The sequence below is a fragment of the Achromobacter sp. genome (assembly GCF_050285565.1).
In the GTDB taxonomy this organism is placed as follows: domain Bacteria; phylum Pseudomonadota; class Gammaproteobacteria; order Burkholderiales; family Burkholderiaceae_B; genus Achromobacter.
Window position 1 is genome coordinate 197993 of record NZ_JBLZXG010000007.1, and the last position, 16740, is coordinate 214732.

Annotated in this window: 19 protein-coding genes; 16 read left to right on the forward strand and 3 right to left on the reverse strand. The window is 68.0% G+C overall.

Features of this window, described 5'->3' with window-relative positions; all coding sequences use genetic code 11:
- Position 1: 1 nt before the first annotated feature.
- Entirely contained in the window at positions 2 to 211 is a 210-nt protein-coding gene (locus tag ACN6O8_RS16460) for a hypothetical protein (protein ID WP_427992098.1), read from the forward strand.
- Positions 212 to 283: 72 nt separating this feature from the next.
- Here the strand turns inward: ACN6O8_RS16460 and ACN6O8_RS16465 are convergent, their stop codons facing one another.
- Complete coding sequence (locus ACN6O8_RS16465; RefSeq protein ID WP_427992099.1) at positions 284 to 652, reverse strand: PsiF family protein; 369 nt, start codon at positions 650 to 652, stop codon at positions 284 to 286.
- A 478-nt stretch (positions 653 to 1130) separates the two neighbouring features.
- Here ACN6O8_RS16465 and ACN6O8_RS16470 point away from each other — a divergent pair, with 478 nt between their 5' ends.
- Positions 1131 to 1466 carry an FxLYD domain-containing protein gene (locus tag ACN6O8_RS16470; RefSeq protein WP_427992100.1) on the forward strand — a complete coding sequence of 112 codons (336 nt, stop codon included), beginning with the start codon at positions 1131 to 1133 and terminating at the stop codon, positions 1464 to 1466.
- 206 nt (positions 1467 to 1672) lie between these two features.
- Entirely contained in the window at positions 1673 to 2323 is a 651-nt protein-coding gene (locus ACN6O8_RS16475; protein ID WP_427992101.1) for a carbonic anhydrase, read from the forward strand.
- Between the two features lie 321 nt (positions 2324 to 2644).
- On the opposite strand, the gene ACN6O8_RS16480 is transcribed toward ACN6O8_RS16475, so the two are convergent.
- Positions 2645 to 3301 carry a GntR family transcriptional regulator gene (locus tag ACN6O8_RS16480; RefSeq protein WP_427992102.1) on the reverse strand — a complete coding sequence of 219 codons (657 nt, stop codon included), beginning with the start codon at positions 3299 to 3301 and terminating at the stop codon, positions 2645 to 2647.
- A gap of 226 nt (positions 3302 to 3527) precedes the next feature.
- On the opposite strand from ACN6O8_RS16480, the gene ACN6O8_RS16485 reads away from it, so the two are divergent.
- The 11 genes from ACN6O8_RS16485 (at position 3528) to ACN6O8_RS16535 (ending at position 13718) form a co-directional block, all read left to right on the forward strand.
- On the forward strand, positions 3528 to 4319 hold the full coding sequence (locus ACN6O8_RS16485) for an SDR family NAD(P)-dependent oxidoreductase (RefSeq protein WP_427992103.1): 792 nt from the start codon (positions 3528 to 3530) through the stop codon (positions 4317 to 4319).
- Between the two features lie 78 nt (positions 4320 to 4397).
- A complete protein-coding gene (locus ACN6O8_RS16490; protein ID WP_427992104.1) occupies positions 4398 to 5609 on the forward strand; it encodes an ABC transporter substrate-binding protein in 1212 nt (403 codons plus the stop codon).
- Between the two features lie 61 nt (positions 5610 to 5670).
- Positions 5671 to 6573 carry a branched-chain amino acid ABC transporter permease gene (locus ACN6O8_RS16495; RefSeq protein WP_427992105.1) on the forward strand — a complete coding sequence of 301 codons (903 nt, stop codon included), beginning with the start codon at positions 5671 to 5673 and terminating at the stop codon, positions 6571 to 6573.
- Entirely contained in the window at positions 6570 to 7574 is a 1005-nt protein-coding gene (locus ACN6O8_RS16500; protein ID WP_427992106.1) for a branched-chain amino acid ABC transporter permease, read from the forward strand. The genes ACN6O8_RS16495 and ACN6O8_RS16500 overlap by 4 nt, the downstream gene beginning before the upstream one ends.
- Positions 7571 to 8335, forward strand: coding sequence for an ABC transporter ATP-binding protein (locus tag ACN6O8_RS16505; protein WP_427992107.1), 765 nt, complete (start codon positions 7571 to 7573; stop codon positions 8333 to 8335). Before ACN6O8_RS16500 ends, ACN6O8_RS16505 begins: the two co-directional genes overlap by 4 nt.
- Complete coding sequence (locus ACN6O8_RS16510) at positions 8328 to 9047, forward strand: ABC transporter ATP-binding protein (protein ID WP_427992108.1); 720 nt, start codon at positions 8328 to 8330, stop codon at positions 9045 to 9047. The genes ACN6O8_RS16505 and ACN6O8_RS16510 overlap by 8 nt, the downstream gene beginning before the upstream one ends.
- Positions 9048 to 9057: 10 nt before the next feature.
- Positions 9058 to 9810 carry an SDR family NAD(P)-dependent oxidoreductase gene (locus tag ACN6O8_RS16515; RefSeq protein ID WP_427992109.1) on the forward strand — a complete coding sequence of 251 codons (753 nt, stop codon included), beginning with the start codon at positions 9058 to 9060 and terminating at the stop codon, positions 9808 to 9810.
- An 8-nt stretch (positions 9811 to 9818) separates the two neighbouring features.
- Positions 9819 to 10559: an SDR family NAD(P)-dependent oxidoreductase gene (locus ACN6O8_RS16520; RefSeq protein ID WP_427992110.1), complete on the forward strand. Its 741-nt coding sequence runs from the start codon at positions 9819 to 9821 to the stop codon at positions 10557 to 10559.
- Positions 10560 to 10564: 5 nt separating this feature from the next.
- The gene (locus ACN6O8_RS16525) at positions 10565 to 12271 is read left to right on the forward strand and encodes an FAD-dependent oxidoreductase (protein ID WP_427992111.1); all 1707 of its coding nucleotides are present in this window, start codon (positions 10565 to 10567) and stop codon (positions 12269 to 12271) included.
- 25 nt (positions 12272 to 12296) lie between these two features.
- Positions 12297 to 12902: a glutathione S-transferase gene (locus ACN6O8_RS16530; RefSeq protein WP_427992112.1), complete on the forward strand. Its 606-nt coding sequence runs from the start codon at positions 12297 to 12299 to the stop codon at positions 12900 to 12902.
- A gap of 231 nt (positions 12903 to 13133) precedes the next feature.
- Positions 13134 to 13718 carry a hypothetical protein gene (locus tag ACN6O8_RS16535; protein ID WP_427992113.1) on the forward strand — a complete coding sequence of 195 codons (585 nt, stop codon included), beginning with the start codon at positions 13134 to 13136 and terminating at the stop codon, positions 13716 to 13718.
- Positions 13719 to 13790: 72 nt separating this feature from the next.
- Here ACN6O8_RS16535 and ACN6O8_RS16540 read toward each other — a convergent pair whose 3' ends face one another.
- Positions 13791 to 15128 carry a DUF3100 domain-containing protein gene (locus ACN6O8_RS16540; protein ID WP_427992114.1) on the reverse strand — a complete coding sequence of 446 codons (1338 nt, stop codon included), beginning with the start codon at positions 15126 to 15128 and terminating at the stop codon, positions 13791 to 13793.
- Positions 15129 to 15355: 227 nt separating this feature from the next.
- Here ACN6O8_RS16540 and ACN6O8_RS16545 point away from each other — a divergent pair, with 227 nt between their 5' ends.
- Positions 15356 to 16276 carry a LysR family transcriptional regulator gene (locus ACN6O8_RS16545; protein WP_427992115.1) on the forward strand — a complete coding sequence of 307 codons (921 nt, stop codon included), beginning with the start codon at positions 15356 to 15358 and terminating at the stop codon, positions 16274 to 16276.
- 86 nt (positions 16277 to 16362) lie between these two features.
- Positions 16363 to 16554, forward strand: coding sequence for a DUF2970 domain-containing protein (locus tag ACN6O8_RS16550; protein ID WP_006390012.1), 192 nt, complete (start codon positions 16363 to 16365; stop codon positions 16552 to 16554).
- Positions 16555 to 16740 lie beyond the last annotated feature (186 nt).

Consider the following 16740-nt stretch of genomic DNA (forward strand, 5'->3'; position numbering starts at 1 on the left):
CATGCAGCGCTGGACCAGCCCGGCGGCAAGGTGCTCAACCCGCGGCGGCCCCTCGGCCGCGCTCGAGCCTGGCCTGGAAAATCTGGCGCGGAAAGACATGCAGGGCCGCGGCCTGCTGCTGAACCTGGCGCGCCACTATGGCACCTGCCTGTTCAAGCTGGGCCTGCCGCACGCGATCGGCTCGCCGGTCACGCCGATCGCCACGGCCTAGGCAACGCGCATGAAAAAGCGCCGGTCCGTTCAACGGCCGGCGCTTTTCACATGCGCGAATGCAACGCGGCGCTCAGCCCTTCAGGCAGGTGCTCATGAAGGTCTTGCGCTTGTCGCCGGTCAGCTTCTGCTCGCTGGCCTTGGCGTTGCAATCCTTCATCTTCTGCTGTTGCGGCGTCAACTGCTTGGCGGGCGGCGGCGCCTCGCCCTTGAGACAGGCGCTCATGTATGCCTTGCGCTCGTCGCCCTTCTTGCCTTCGGCCGACTTGTTGCAGTCGGCCATGCGCTGCTGCTGCGCGGTGGGCGTCTTGGCCGGCGTGGCCGCGGGCGCGGGGGTCTTGGCGGGTGCGGGCGTGGCGGCGGGTGTCTGGGCGTAGACGGCGCCCAGACAGCTGGCGGACAACACGATGGCCGAAGCCAATTGGCTAGTACGGGAAAGCATGAGTTCCTCCCTTGGGCGCCCGCCGGCGCCATCCTGGCGCACACCCGGGCCGCAAGATCCGCCGGCCAAGTTGCCGGCGAAGTCATCATCGGACAAAGCCGCACGCTTCGCAAGCGCCGAAAGGACAACAAATGCTAACTTCGCTGCGATCATTCAGCTTGCGTAAAGGCGCGGCCCGGCACACCCGCGCCGCCGCTCCCGCCCCCCGGCAAGCTGCCGGTTTCCGCTGCGCCGCCCACCGGCGGCACGAAAAAGCCGCCGCAATACCCGGAAATACCCACAAGTCGGAGACATTCCGATGCACTTGTGGCATCCACACAGGAATCTGCGGCGATCCCCTGCAACCTGTTACCCATTCATCCCTTTGGGCCGTTGTGCGGCTCCCCGGAAAGGTGTGAGATAGGCGCATGTCCACGATACGCGGCGCCAAGACCGCGGCGCGGACGCCCCGGCAGCCGGGGAACCCCAGGAGACCGTCATGAAAACCGCCCTAGCCTCCCTCGCATTGCTGGCCGGCCTGACCGGTGCCGCCAACGCGCAAAGCCTGTACGGCATTACCCTGGGCAACATCCAGGCCGTCCGCGACACCAACGAAAACGTCTCGACCATCACCGGCTCGCTCGCCAACCAATCCGCCCGCGCCGTCAACTACGTCATGCTGACCTTCGTGCTGTACGACGACCAGGGCCGCGAGATCGGCCGCGTGCGCGACGACGACATCGGCCCGCTGGCGCCGGGGCAGATCAAGACGATCCGCGCCATCACGCCCCTGCAATTCGCCAAGGTCACCGCCCTGGACATCCGCGCCCGCTGATGAACCCGGCGCCGCGCGCGCCTGAAAAATGCGCTTCGACATCGAAAAAACCCTTATCTGGATAGGGTTTAGTCAGGCAGACGTAGGATCAGATGTGGGAAAATTCGGCAGCCGACTCGACAATAGGGGCTTCCACACGAAGCCCCTTGTTGCGTCCGCCGGCACGCCGGCATGCCCGGCCTCGTTACCAAGGAAGTGAAAAGATCATGTTTCCCAAAAGACTCACCGAAGGCTATCAGTCCTTTCTCGCCGGCCGCTTCCACTCCGAACGCAGCCGCTACGAAAAACTGGCCGAAACTGGGCAAAGCCCGGAAATCCTGATCATCGGCTGTTGCGACTCGCGCGTCTCGCCCGAAGCCATCTTCGACGCCGGCCCCGGCGAAATGTTCGTCGTGCGCAACGTCGCCAACCTGGTCCCGCCCTGTGATCCCGACTCCGAATCCTCGTACCACGGCACCAGCGCCGCCATCGAATTCGCCGTCAACGGCCTGAACGTCAAGCACATCGTCGTCCTCGGCCACGCCTCCTGCGGCGGCATCCGCGCCTTCTTCGATGACGCCAAGCCGCTCACCAAGGGCGATTTCATCGGCAAATGGATGTCCCAGATCGCCCCCGTCGCCGAAGAACTCGGCCCCGGCGGCGAAGACCGCGCCGCCAACCTCAAGCGCCTGGAACTCGCCGTCATCGGCCACAGCCTGAACAACCTGATGACGTTCCCCTCCATCCGCCGCCGCGTCGAAAACGGCGACCTGGAGCTGCACGGCACCTACTTCGGCGTCGCCACCGGCGTCCTGTTCCTGCGCGACCCCGCCACCGGCGAATTCAGCCCCTGCCTGGAAACCGGCCTGCCCGGCTGAGCGCTCCGCGAACGCGGCGGCGCGGCCAGCGCGCAGCGCCACCGCCCCGACGCCAGCCCCCCCAAACGCCAAAGAAGGCCGCCCCAGCGGCCGCCGTTAAGTCTCATCGCGAGCGGGTGACGGGGCCGGCGGGGGATGGCGGGGCGTGTAGATGCGCCCGAGGGAATCTGAAGGAACAGCCGAAGGCTGTGACGAAGATGACGACGGGGCAGTCCGGAGCGAAGGCTCCGGACCGCAATCGTAGCCCCGCCATCCCCCGCCGGCCCCGTCACCCGCGCCTAAAGAACCCAACAGCCCCGCCCACAGCGACAACAATCCCCCTCAAACCCGATAGGCCTGCGCCAACCTCTCATAATTCCCCTTGAGAATGATCCCCGCGTAATAGACATGCTCGCGCATCAGATCCTCGGCCCGCGCCCCATCCCGCGCAATGATGGCATTGACGATCCGATGATGATCATCATGCGACCGCAGGATGATCCCATGATCCTCCCACAGGATGATCCGATCCGACGCATACGGAATCGCCTGCGCCTGCGTCGCGAACCGCTTCACCCACGGGTTGCCCGCCGCCTCCAGGATCGCATTATGCAAAGTGATGTTGACCTGCTGGTAAGGCAGATGATCCTCCCCCAGCAACACCCCCTTGCCGAGAATCCGATCGCCTTCGTCCAGGCAATTCTTCAGCACCGCCACCGCGTCGTTCGATAGCCCGCGCAACGCCGCCTGCCGGCAGGCCAGGCCTTCGAGCGCCGCGCGCACCTCATAAGCCGCCACGATCTCGGCCAGGTCATAGGCCCGCACCGTATAGCCACGCTTGGGCAAATGCTCCAGCAGCCCCTCATTGCCCAGCGTCGCCAGCGCCGCCCGCACCGGCGTGCGCGACACCCCCAGCTTCTCGGCCAGCGGAATTTCCTCCAGGCGGGCCCCGGGGCTGAACTTGCCATGCAGCACCCAGTCCCGCAGCGTATCGGTCACGTGTTGAGATAGCGTATCCATGTCTGCATTGTATACATGAAGAATACATGCGACACCGCCCCTTACCACGCCGCTAGGGCTTTCCCCAATGAAGACCCTCAAAGTTTCAGACTAACTACGGGAAACCCCCTATACCTGCGGCCTCTTCATGTATACATAATCGCAAAAAATTCAGATCAGCGGACGCCTCTCCCAAGGCAGGCGAATCCGTGCAACAGGAGACAGCATGTCCAATGTATCCACGCCGGCCGCGGGCCCGGCCGCGCGGCTCGCGCTCGTCACCGGCGGTGGTGGCGGCATCGGCGCCACCATCTGCCAGGAACTGGCCCGCGCCGGCTACCGCGTGGTGGTATCCGACGTGGACGCCCGGCGCGCCGGCCGCGTGGCCGACGAACTGGGCGCGCCGCACAGCGCCCACGCCTTCGACGTCAGCGACGAAAACGCCGTCGAAACCGCGTTCGACCAGATCGAACAGGCCCACGGCCCCATCGCCGTGCTGGTCAGCGCCGCCGGCCTGCTGCTGTTCCAGCCCAACGGCGAACGCCCGCTGATCAAGGACACCCCGCTCGACATCTGGGAACGCAGCTTCGCCGTCAACGCGCGCGGCGTGTTCCTGTGCGGCCGCGCCTACCTGCGCCGGCGCGAAGCCGCGCCGCTCCAGCACGGCCGCATCGTCACCTTCACCTCGGTCGCCGCGCAGTTGGGCGGCTACCGCTCCAGCGCCTCGTATATCGCCGCCAAATCGGCCGTGCTGGGCCTGACCAAGGCCATGGCGCGCGAATCCGCGCACCTGGGCATCACCGTCAACGGCATCGCGCCGGGGCTGATCGACACCGACATGCTGCGCAGCACCGTCACCAGCAGCGGCGCGCTGGCAGCCGCGGCGCAGGCGATTCCGCTGGGCCGCATCGGCACGGTGGACGACGTGGCCGCCGCCGTACGCTTCCTGGCCTCGGAAGAAGCGGGCTACATCACCGGCAGCGTCATCGACGTCAACGGCGGCTACCGCATGCAGTGAACCAATCCGGCGGCCTCGCCGCCCTCGCAGCAACGCGCCATGGATAAAGGCGCGCACTCAAAAAACGGGAGACAAACCATGAAGCACCTCCGCCGCCACGCGGCCGCCGCGCTATGCGCCCTCGCCCTGGGCGCCTCCGCCCAGGCCCAGCAGGAACCCGGCATCACCGACAAGACCATCAGGATCGGCCTGTTCGCGCCGCTCTCGGGCAGCGGCATGGCCTATGGTTTTGACGTGCTCAATGCCGCCAAGATGTGGTACGCCAAGGTCAACAAGGAAGGCGGCATCAACGGCCGCCAGATCGAACTGGTGATCGAGGACGACCGCTGCAACGCCAACGACCTGGTGGCCGCGGTCAAGAAGCTGACCGAGCAGGACAAGGTGTTCCTGCTGAACGGCGGCTCATGCTCGGCCGCCGTGGTGGCCGCGCGCGAATACGTCGAACGCGAAAAGATGCCGCTGGTCATGCTGAACGCCTCCGGCGACGGCGCGCTGTATCCGCCGTCCAAGTACATCTACGGCGCCTTCTCGATCTCGCAGCACGCCGTGGGCGGCTCGATGGTGCAGTTCGCCGCCGAGCACCTCAAGGGCAAGAAGATCGGCTACATCAACCACGACGATGCCTACGGCGGCTGGAACCTGGAGGCCGCGCAGGCCCAGGCCAAGCAGTTGGGCGGCGTCAACCTGCAAGTGCAGTCGGTCAATCCCAACATCACCGACGTCACCGCGCCGATGCTGAAGATCCGCGCCGGCAACCCCGACGTGCTGCTGCTGACGACGTATGCCCGCCCGGCCGCGCTGATCATCAAGAAGGCGCAGGAACTGGGCTGGAACAAGCCCATCGTGCTGGCCGTCAACGGCACCGCGGATCTGAAGCAACTGGTCGAGAACGTCGGCAACAAGGACGCCTTCAAGAACGTCTACATCCAGGAAGTGCTGAGCGACATGCCGGGCGGCCCCAAGCTGACCTGGGTCTACGACATGTACAAACAGGCCTATCCGGAGCTGGCCGCCAAGCCCGGCCATCCGCAGACCTACATGCCCTATGGCCTGCCACCGGCCATGGCGGTGGTCAACGCGCTCAAGGCCGCCGGCCCGCAGCCCACCCGCGAGAAGGTGCTGGCCGCGCTGGAGACCATGAAGTTCGACTCCGGCGTCATGGCCGGCCCGATCGAATTCGGCCCGAACGACCGCGCCGCGCAGGAATCGGCCATCTACATCAAGTTCGATGGCACCAACATGGCGCTCGTGCCGGGTGCCTTCAAGAGCGTCTGGCAGTACCAGCCGTAACCGCCGCCACAGGCCAGGTCCGCGCCGCGGCGCAGCGCCGCGCGGACCGCCGGAGACCATCATGAGCTTTACCGATATCTGGTTGTTCCTGCAGCAGGGGGTGCTGTCGGGACTGGTGACGGGCAGCGTCTACGCGCTGCTGGCGGTCGCCGTCGTCATTATCTTCAAGACCACCGACGTGCCCAATTTCGCCCAGGGCGAGATCTTCATGGTCGGGGGCTACATCGCCCTGTTCCTGACCCTGGTGCTGGGCTGGCCCTACCTGGTCGTGATTCCGGTCACGCTGCTGGTGGTGGCGGCGGTCTCCGGCCTGTTCCAGCGCGTCGTCATGGAGCGCGTCATCGCTTCCAAGGGGGTGGGGGTGCAGATGGTGATCGCCACGCTGGGCCTGGCCTACGCCCTTAAAGGGCTGGTGCGCCAGACCGGGCTGGGCGACACGCCGCGCTCGCTGCCGCCGCTGGCCCCGACCGACGCCATCATCATCGGCGACGCCGTGCTGACGCAGCTGGATCTGGTGATCTTCGCCGTGGCCGTGGGCGTGATGCTGCTGCTGTACGTGATGTTCACCCATACCCGCGTGGGCAAGGCCATGCGCGCCGTCGGCATGAACCCCAAGGCCGCGCGCCTGGTGGGCGTGAACCTGACGCGCATCCGCATGATGGTGTGGGCGCTGTCGGGGCTGATTTCGGCCGTGGCCGCGCTGCTCATCACGCCCAAGATCCTGATCACGCCGGACATCGGCCACATCGCCATCCTGGCCTACGCGGCCGCCATCGTCGGCGGCATCACCAGCCTGCCCGGCGCGGTGGTCGGCGGCTTCGTGATCGGCGTGGCCGAGAACCTGGTGGGTCTGTTCATTTCGACCAACGCCATCGTGGTGGCGCCCTTCGTCGCCATCATGGTGGTGCTGCTGCTGCGTCCGCAAGGCCTGCTGGGCGGCAAATTGCAGGTGAAAAAAGTATGAAATCCAACACCGACCGCGCCCTGCTGGCGCTGATGGCCGTGGCGCTGGCGGCCCTGCCGTTCGTGGCCAGCGGCTATGTGATCTACGTCGTCAACCTGCTGATGGTGTTCATGGTGCTGGCCCTGGGCTTGCACATCGTCATCGGCGAAACCGGGCAGTTCGCGCTGTCGCACGCCGCCTTCTACGGCGTCGGCATCTACACCGCCGGCCTGATCAACAACTTGTGGCATCCGCCCTTCTTCGTCTCGATCGTGGCGGGCGGGCTGCTGGCCGCCGCGCTCGGCTACCTCATCGGCGCGCTGGCGCTGCGCATGCGCGACATCTACCTGGCGCTGTCGACCTTCGCCTTCGGCGAGGCGATGCAGTGGGTGTTCCTGAACTGGCAGTCGGTGACCAACGGCTCGAACGGGTTTCGCATCTCGCCGGCCACGCTGTTCGGCTATGAGCTGGTGTCGGACATCAAGGCCTACCCGTTCGTGGTCGCGATCGCCGCGCTGCTGTTGTGGCTCACCGTGGCGCTGTCACGCTCGCAACTGGGCTCGGCCTTTCGCGCCGTGCGCGAAAGCGACGTGGCGGCGCAGGCCATGGGCGTGAACGTCAACGCCATCAAGCGCACCGCCTTCACGCTGTCGGCCGCCTATGCCGGCATCGCCGGGGGCATGTACACCACGTTCGCCTCGTTCATCCACCCCGAAAGCCTGGGCTTCCAGACCACCATCCTGATCCTCACCATGGTGGTGGTGGGCGGCATCGGCTCGGTGCGCGGCGCCATCGTCGGCGCGCTCGGCTTCGGCCTGATCTCGGAACTGCTGCGCCAGGCGCTGTCGTTCCAGGAAATCATCTACGGCGTGATCCTGATGGGCTTCATGATGTTCGCGCCCAAGGGCCTGTTCGCCGGCCGCGAGGCCAGCCGCCGCGCCCCGCCGCCGGCCGCGCCGCTGCCCGCGCGCCAGGGCGCCCCAGGCGCCACCGCCAAACCCACGCAAAGGAGCGCGGCATGAGCGCCCAACCCTACCTCGACGTCCAGGGCCTGACGGTGAAGTTCGGCGGCCTGACCGCCATCAATGGCCTGTCGATGCAGGTCGAGCGCGGCCGCATTCATGCGCTGATCGGCCCCAACGGCGCCGGCAAGTCGACCACTTTCAACTGCGTTTCGCGCTACTACCGGCCGACGCAGGGCCGCATTGTCTTTGACGGCATCGACATCACCAAGAAGAAGCCGCACGAGATGGCCGCGCTGGGCGTGGCCCGCACCTTCCAGAACCTGGAGCTGTTCAGCGCATTGACCGTGCGCGAGAACGCGCTGCTGGGCACCTACGCGCACGGCGCCAGCACGGCCTCGCGGCTGCTGCGCCCGGCCAATGCCGAGGCGCGCGAGCGCGTCGAACATCTGCTGGAGCGCGTCGGCCTGGCCGACTTCCTCGACACGCCCGCGTGCAGCCTGGACTTCGGCCGCCAGAAAATGCTGGAACTGGCGCGCGCGCTGGCCATCTCGCCCAAGCTGCTGTTGCTGGACGAGCCCGCCGCCGGCCTGCGCAACCGCGAAATCGAGACCCTCGACCGCATCCTGACCGACCTGTGCGAACGCGACGGCATCACGGTGCTGCTGGTCGAGCACGTGATGCAGTTGGTGATGTCGATCTCAGATCGCATCACCGTCATGTCGTTCGGCGAGAAGATCGCCGAAGGCACACCCGCGGAGGTGCGCAGCAACCCCCGCGTCATCGAAGCCTATCTGGGCAAGGGAGCCGCCGGTGGCTGAGAACCTGCTTGAAGTCGAATCGGTCAGCGCCGCCTACGGCAACATCCGCGCCCTGCAGGACGTGTCGCTGAAAGTGCCGCAAGGCGCCATCGTCGCGCTGCTGGGCGCCAACGGCGCCGGCAAGTCCACCACGCTCAACGTGATCTCGCGCCTGGTGACGCCCACCGCGGGCAGCGTGCGCTTTGCCGGCGAGGCCATCCACCGCCAGTCCGCAGACGCCATCGTCGGCCGCGGCATCGTGCAGGTGCCGGAAGGCCGCGAGATCTTCCGCGACATGAGCGTGCGCGAGAACCTGGAGATGGGCGCCTACCTGCGCCAGGACCGCCAGGCCGTCAAGGCCGACCTGGACATGGTCTGCGACACCTTCCCGCGCCTGCGCGAGCGCTTCGAACAGAAGGCCGCCACGCTCTCGGGCGGCGAGCAGCAGATGCTGGCCACCGGCCGCGCCATGATGGCGCGCCCGCGCATGATCCTGCTGGATGAACCGTCCATGGGCCTGTCGCCGCTGGTGGTGGAGCAGATCTTCGACATCGTGCTGCGCCTGAACCGCGAACAGGGCATCACCATCCTGCTGGTGGAACAGAACGTGAAGCTGGCGCTGTCGGTGTCCAGCTACGCCTACATCCTGGAGAACGGCGAGATCGCGCTGCAAGGCGAATCGGCCGCGCTGGCCAGCGACGAGGGCGTGCAGCGCGCCTATCTGGGCGGCTAGGGAGAAAACCATGGGCATGATGCAAGACAAGCGAGTCCTCGTCACCGGCGCCGGGCGCGGCCTGGGCGCCACCATCGCGCAGGGCTTCGCCCGCGAAGGCGCCACGGTGATCGTGGCCGACCTGGACCCCGCGCTGGCCCGCGCCAGCGCCCAGGCCATCGCCACGGCGGGCGGCCGCGCCATCGACGCGGCGCTGGACGTCACCGATGCGCAGGCGGTGCGCGCCTTCGCCGCCGAATGCGAGGCGCGTCATGGCGCCATCGACGTGCTGGTCAACAATGCCGGCATCTCGGCGCGCGCGCCGTTCGACGATCCGCAGACCCCGCAGATCTGGGAACGCGTGATGAACGTGAACCTGCAGGGCACCTTCAACGTCACCCACGCCTTTGTCGAACAGCTCAAGGCCAGCCGTGGCGCCATCGTCAACCTGTGCTCGATCGTGGCGTACGGCTGCGGCATCTCGACCGCCGGCTACGTGGTGTCCAAGGGCGGCGTGCGCTCGTTCACCGAAGTGCTGGCGCGCGACCTGGCGCCGCATGGCGTGCGCGTCAACGCCGTCGCCCCCGGCCTGATGGAAACCGAGATGACCGCCGGCCAGCGCGCCCAGGCCCACGGCACCGACTGGTACCTGCGGCGCGCGCCCATGGCGCGGGCCGGACGCGCCGACGAGATCGTCGGCCCCGTGCTGTTCCTGGCCTCGGACATGGCCAGCTACGTCAATGGCGTGGTGCTGCCGGTGGACGGCGGCTACCTGGCCGTATAGGAATCGATATGGAACCCCTTACCTCCCCCGGCACCGCGCTGGTCACCGGCGGCGCAAGCGGCATGGGCCTGGCGATCGTCGAACGCCTGGCGCGCGATGGCTTTCGCGTCGTCATGGCCGACCGCAACGCGGCCCTGGCCGAAAAGGAAACCCAGACCCTGCGCGCTCAGGGCCTTGAGGTGGACTACCGCGTGGTCGACCTGGCCGACGAACACGCCACCCGCGCCCTGGTGCGCGAACTGGCGCCGCTGGCGGCGCTGGTCAACAACGCCGGCCTGTTCGACGAGCGCAAGTTCTTCGACGTCACCAGCGACGACTACCGCCGCATGTACGACGTCAACCTGCTGGCTGTCGCCACGCTGACGCAGGAGGCCGCGCGCGACATGCCCGCCGGCGGCAGGATCGTCAACATCGCCTCGCGCGCCTATCTTGGCGCGCGCAATCACCCCCACTACGTGGCCTCGAAGGCCGCGCTGGTGGGCTACACCCGCGCCTCGGCCATGGAACTGGCGCCGCGCGGCATCCTGGTCAACGCCATCGCCCCCGGGCTGATCGACACGCCGCTGCTGCGCAACCTGAGCGCCGAGCGCCTGGCGGCGCAGTTGGCGTTGCAACCCACGGGCCGTGCCGGCCGGCCGCAAGACGTGGCCAACGCGGTGGCATTCCTGGCCTCGCCGCGAATGGACTTCATCACCGGCCAGGTGATCTTCGTGGACGGCGGCAAATCGCTGGGCGGGTCGGGAGCATAGGCAGCATGGACAGCATCAAGTGGGACAAGGAAGTCGACGCGCTCGTGGTCGGCTCGGGCGCCGGCGGCATGAGCGCCGCCCTGACCGCCAGCGTGGCGGGGCTGGACGTATTGCTCATCGAAAAGACCGACCGCATCGGCGGCTCGACCGCCATTTCCGGCGGCGCGCTGTGGATACCGCTGAACGCCCAGACCGAGGCCGCCGGCCATCCTGACAGCTTCGAGAAGGTCTGGACCTATCTGCGGGAAACCGTCGGCGACGCGGCCTGCGACGACATGAAGCGCGCCTATCTCGACGCCGGCCCGCGCATGATGGATGACCTGGTGCGGCGCGGCTTCCTGCAAGTGGCCGCGCGCACTGCCTCGCCCGACTATTACCCCGACCTGCCCGGCGCGGCCATGGGCGGCCGCTCGCTCGATCCGCTGGAATTCGACGGCCGCAAGCTGGGCCGCCATTTCAAGACGCTGCGCGATCCGCTCAAGGAATTCACGGTGCTGGGCGGCATGATGGTCAGCATCACCGACGTGCGCCACCTGCTGCGCGCCACCCGCGCGCTGGCCTCGTGGCGCCACGCCATGAAGCTGGTGCTGCGCTACGGCGCCGACCGCCTGCGCGGCTACCATCGCGGCACCCGCCTGCTGCTGGGCAACGCACTGGCCGCGCAGTTGTTCCACGCCATGCTGACGCGCAAGATCCCCTACTGGTTGAACACGCCGGCGGTGGCGCTGCTGCGCGACGCCAACGGCGCGGTGCTGGGCGCCACGGTCGAGCATGACGGCCGGCGCATGAACATTCGCGCCCGGCGCGGCGTGGTCATGGCCACCGGCGGCTTTCCCTGGGATTCCACACGCCGCCGCCAGACCTACCCGCATCCCACCGGCGACTGGTCGATGGCGCCGCGCGACAATACCGGCGACGGCATCCGCCTGGCCGAAGCCGCCGGCGCGACGCTGGGCCAGGGCTATTCCAGCCCCGCCTTCTGGGCCCCGGTCTCGATCCTGGAGCAGCCCGGCGGCAAGCGGCTGCACTACCCGCACCTGGTATGGGACCGCGCCAAGCCCGGCCTGATCGCCGTCAACGGCGCCGGCCGCCGCTTCGTCAACGAATCGACCTCGTACCACGCCTTCGTGCAGGCCATGTACCGCAGCCACGAACAGGTGCCGACCATGCCGGCCTTCCTGCTGTGCGACCAGCGCTTCATCGACACCTGGGGCCTGGGCCTGGCGCTGCCGGGCGGTCGCCCGCGCCAGCACCTGATCGACGCCGGTTACCTGCTGCAGGCGCCGACGCTGCAAGCGCTGGCGCAGAAGCTGGGCGTGCCGCCCGACGCGCTGCGCGCCACCGTGGCGCGCTACAACGAACACGCGGCGCAGGGCCTGGACCCGGACTTCGGCAAGGGCGGCACCGCCTACAACCGCTACCTGGGCGATCCGGAACACCAGCCCAACCCCTGCCTGGCGCCGCTCGGCGCCGGCCCGTACTACGCGGTCAAAGTCTATGCCGGCGACATCGGCACCGCCTGCGGCATCGCCGCCAATAGCAACGCCCAAGCCCTGGACGGCGACGGCCAGCCGATCCCCGGCCTCTACGTGGCCGGCAACGACATGCATTCGGTCATGGGCGGCGCCTACCCCGCGCCCGGCATCACGCTCGGCCCCGCCCTGACTTTCGGCTGGGTCGCTGGACAACACCTGGCCCATGGCCAACACTGACGCTCCCCCACCGACAAGGACACCCATGAAAATCTACTTCTCGCCCGCCTCGCCCTTCGTGCGCAAATGCATGGTCATCGCCCACGAACTGGGGCTGGCCGACCGCATCGAAAAGCTGCCCAGCGCCGCCGGCCCGGTGGCGCGCGACCAGACCATCATCCCCGACAACCCGCTGGGCCAGGTGCCGACGCTGATCACCGACGACGGCCAGCGCCTGTTCGACAGCCGCGTCATCTGCGAATACCTGAACGACCTGGGCCAGGGCGCGCTGTTCCCGACCGGCACCGCCCGCTGGCGCGCGCTGACCGAGCAATCGCTGGGCGATGGCATGCTGGGCGCGGCGCTGCTGGCGCGCTACGAAACCGTGCTGCGGCCCGAGCCGCTGCGCTGGGACGGCTGGTACGAAGGCCAGATGGGCAAGGTGCGCGACGGCCTGGCGCTGCTGGAAAAAACCGCCGCCAGCCTCGAAGGCCGCCTCGACATCGGCACCATCACCATCGGTTGCGCCCTGGGCTACCTGGACTTCCGCTATCCCGATTTCGACTGGCGCGCCGGCCACCCCGCCGTCGCCGCCTGGTTCAAGGCGTTCAACCAGCGTGCGTCGATGCAGGCCACGCTGCCGCCCGCCTGACCCCCCGGCCCGGTTTGGGCCGGCGCCACGCCCGCGGATCCCGCCGGGCCGTGGGCCGGGCGCTGGCCTGGTACGGCGCGTCCCCTTGGACCCGTCGCTCGCCCCTGGTGCTTGCCAGGGGCGTTTTTTTCTTACAGATGGAAATGCCGGCGGCGGTGGCGCCGTCTATATTGAACTTTCGAGATACCGGCCAGACCAACCTGTAACCCTCATCGAATCGGGAGTCCACGCATGAACGTGTCCGCCGTCTCCCCCATCGCCCGAGTGGCCGCGCCGTATGCCGCGCGCATTCCGCTGCTGGACGATACCCGCCCCGTGTGGGAGGCCGAGTGGGCCGCCCGCAATGCCGCTACGCGTCAGGCCCGGCGCAGCGATCAGGCGCAGGCCGCCTGGCAGGCCCAGCGCATCGCCCGGGCCGCCGTCCCGTCCCAGGCCGACAACGCCGATGCCGGTCGCGTCGTCAAGAACAAGCCATCCCAAGCGGTTGCCCTCGCGGCCGCCGCGCCGACCAGCGTCAACGTCGACCAGTTGCGGGACCTGTACGCCGACGCCCGCCTGCGCCGCGCGGTCGAGGAATTCGCGGCGCGTCCCGATCCGGCCGCGCTGCGCGCTGGCCACGCCAATGACCTCGGCACCATCGAGGGCCTGACGCCGCTGCAACCCTACCGCGTCGCCATGGGCAATCCGCAGGTGCAGGAATTGCAGACCGCCGTGGCCATGAAGGCCAGCGGACTGGGCATTCCCAAGGTCGAGAACATCGGCCCCACCGAGAACGCCACCGACAACGCCCGCTACCGGCCCGACGCCCGCACCTGAACCGCGCCGACGCCGGCCAGCAAAAAGCCGCCCCGTGGGCGGCTTCTGCTGGCCGGACGGCAAGGCGTCCGATCAGTGGAAAAACTCGGCGATCATCGTCGCGCCCAGGAAGGTGCCGGCGTTGGCCGCGAGCGACACCACCACGATCTTCCAGCCCAGCTTGCGGAAGGCCGGCAGGTCTTTCAGGATCGACAGGCCGGCCATCGCCAGGATCACCGTCGTGAACGGCAGGAAGTTGACCTTGCCAACGGCGGCAATGATCTGATCCGAGTACGGCACCGCGCCGGGGCAGCCCACCGTCATCGCGATCAGCGACAGCACCGCCACGGCCGGCAGCTTGGGCACCACGCGCAGCAGCAGGTCGGCGATCACCACCAGCAGGATGATGATGAGCATGCCGGGCAGCGCGTCCAGGATCGGCACCTTGTAGCCGAACTGGTTGCCGACCAGCGCGAACAGGCCGCACACGGCATAGGCGGTCAGGCGGTCGCCAAAACCCATCTTGACGGCGTGCGACGGCGCATCGGTGGCGGCCGGGGTCTCGGCGGCGGCGGAGGCGGCCTTGCCGCGCGCGAAACGGCCCAGCACCGGCTCCAGCTTGCCATACAGGAAGACCGTGGTCGGCAGCGAGATGAACAACGTGAAGTACACGCCCACCACCGTGGTCAGCAGGTTGGCGGCGGCGGCCAGCGCGGCCACCTGGTGCGCCACTTCCGGCGTCTGCTGCGAGGCGATCGCGCCCACGCCGGCGGCCATCATGCTGCCCGAGCCCACGCCGGCGCCCATGGCCAGCGAACGCGGATCGAAGATGTTCAGGCTGGTGATGAAGCCGGCCATCAGCGCCACGAACAGCGCGCCGATCACGGTGCCGGTGATGTACTCGGCCATCACGCCGCGGCCTTCGGGCGAATTCATGCCGTAGCGCTCGCCGATGATCGCCAGGCTGGGCTCGCGGCCCACCGAGAACGTCGCGCCGATGGCTTCGCGCTTGATGCCCAGCAACAGCGCCAGCGGCAGGCCGATGGCCATGGTGCCGAAGAAGTGGCCGAATTCCTGGAACACCAGGGCCCAGCCGGCCTCGCGCACCTGCGGCAGCGAACCGCCGACCATCAGGCCGAGCTTGGCCAGGAACGGCAGCAGCGCGTATTGCAGATAGCCGCTGATGCGGGTCTGCATGGCCCTGTCGATGCCGGCGCCGGCCGGCAGGCGCTGGCCGCAGGCGGCCACGACCGCGCCGATGAAGATGGCCCAGAGCATGGGCTGCAGAACGATCTTGCCCGGGCCCACCGCGAAGGTGATGCTGCCGATCGCTTCGGACACGAGCACCACCAGCAAGATGGCGACAAGCATGCGGATGCGGCTGGACAGCGGCATGGCGGGCATGGCCAGGCTGGCGCTGGCATGAGACATCGGATTCCCCTGAGTACGTGAGTAGGTATCGGCGCGGGCGGGCGGCCGGAGCGATTTTCGCCCGGGGGGCGCCACGCCAACCATGACATCCCCGGCGCAATTGTGTTGCGTAAAATGCAACAGCCGCCCCTTGGCAGGGAATTTTTTGCAAGAGCCGGCAATATATTAGGGTAAACCCTCTATTTGTTGCAGACCGAACCGACGCCTTTGCGCCACGGAGCGCCCCCATGGACGAAAAACTCGATGCCCGCCGCACCCATTACTTCATGCAGGTCATGAGCCGGGGGTCGGTGCGCGGCGCCGCCGAAGTCCTCAATATGGATCCGTCCGCCGTCAGCCGCGCCATCGCCGCACTGGAACGCGACTGTGGCATGGCCCTGTTCGAGCGGCGCGGCCGCGGCGTGGTGCCGACCGATGCCGGCCACATCCTGGCGCGCTACGTGAAGCGCCAGCAGAACATCCAGGAGAGCTTCTTCTCGGAAATCGACAGCCTGCGCAAGGCCGAACGCGGCCACATCGACCTGGTGCTGGGCGAAGGGTTCGTCGAGCTGATGTTCGACCGCGTGCTGCCCGGCTATTGGCGCAGCCATCCCGAGGTGACGCTGGACATCGATGTGGCGCGCACCTCCGAGATCGCGCAGCGCATCGTCGACGACCAGGCCTACATCGGACTGGTGTTCCAGCCGCCCAACGACGCGCGCTTGCGCACACACTATGCGCGGCCGGAGCCGATCCGCGCCATCGTGCGCCAGGAGCATCCGCTGACCAGGCTACAGCGCCCGCTGCTGCTGACCGACCTGGTCGACTACCCCGGCGCCTCGATGCAGGAAGGCTTCGGCGTGCGCCAGCACATCCAGGCCGCCGAGATCAGCGAACAGGTGAGCCTGCGCAACGTGCTGACCACCTCGTCCTTCAAGGCGCTGTGGCAGTTCGCCGCCACCGGCATCGGCTACGCCCTGACGCCGCCCATCGCCGTCACCGCCGACATGGCGGCGCTGCGGCTGGCCAGCCTGCCGCTGGCCAACCCCATCCTCAACCAGGGCAGCCTGCATGTGCTCAGCCGCGCCGGCCGCCACATCTCGCCGGCCGCGCGCGAACTTCTTGACCACATCGTGCGCGGCATCGGCACGCCCGCCGACGCCATCTGATACGGTCGCCTGGCACGAATCTGCATCTGCCCCGGCCGCAGCGGGGCGGCTACAGTGGCCGCATCCCCTGTCAGGAGACCCTCTCCATGCTCAGCTTCCTGCGCACGGTCAAATCCGTCCTGTGGGGCTTTTTCGGCGTGCGCCGCGGCCGCGGCTACGACGCCGACATCGCCCACAACAAACCCGCCCCGCTGATCCTCACCGGCCTGTTGATGGCCGCCTGCCTGGTCGTGATCCTGGTGCTGGTGGCGCGCTGGGCGGTGAACGCCGCGCTGTAGGCGCCAATCGAGGAACGATCTGCGCGAAATGGCCACGACCTGGACGCCTGGCCCACCGTGCCCCACCCGTCCTCCCGGCGGCGGCGAACCGGCGCATCGCGCGCGGGTGTCCACTCCCCGCGTGGGGGCATACCGTTATTACCAGAATGACTTAGACGGTCGAAGCGGCTGCCTGTTACGGTTATG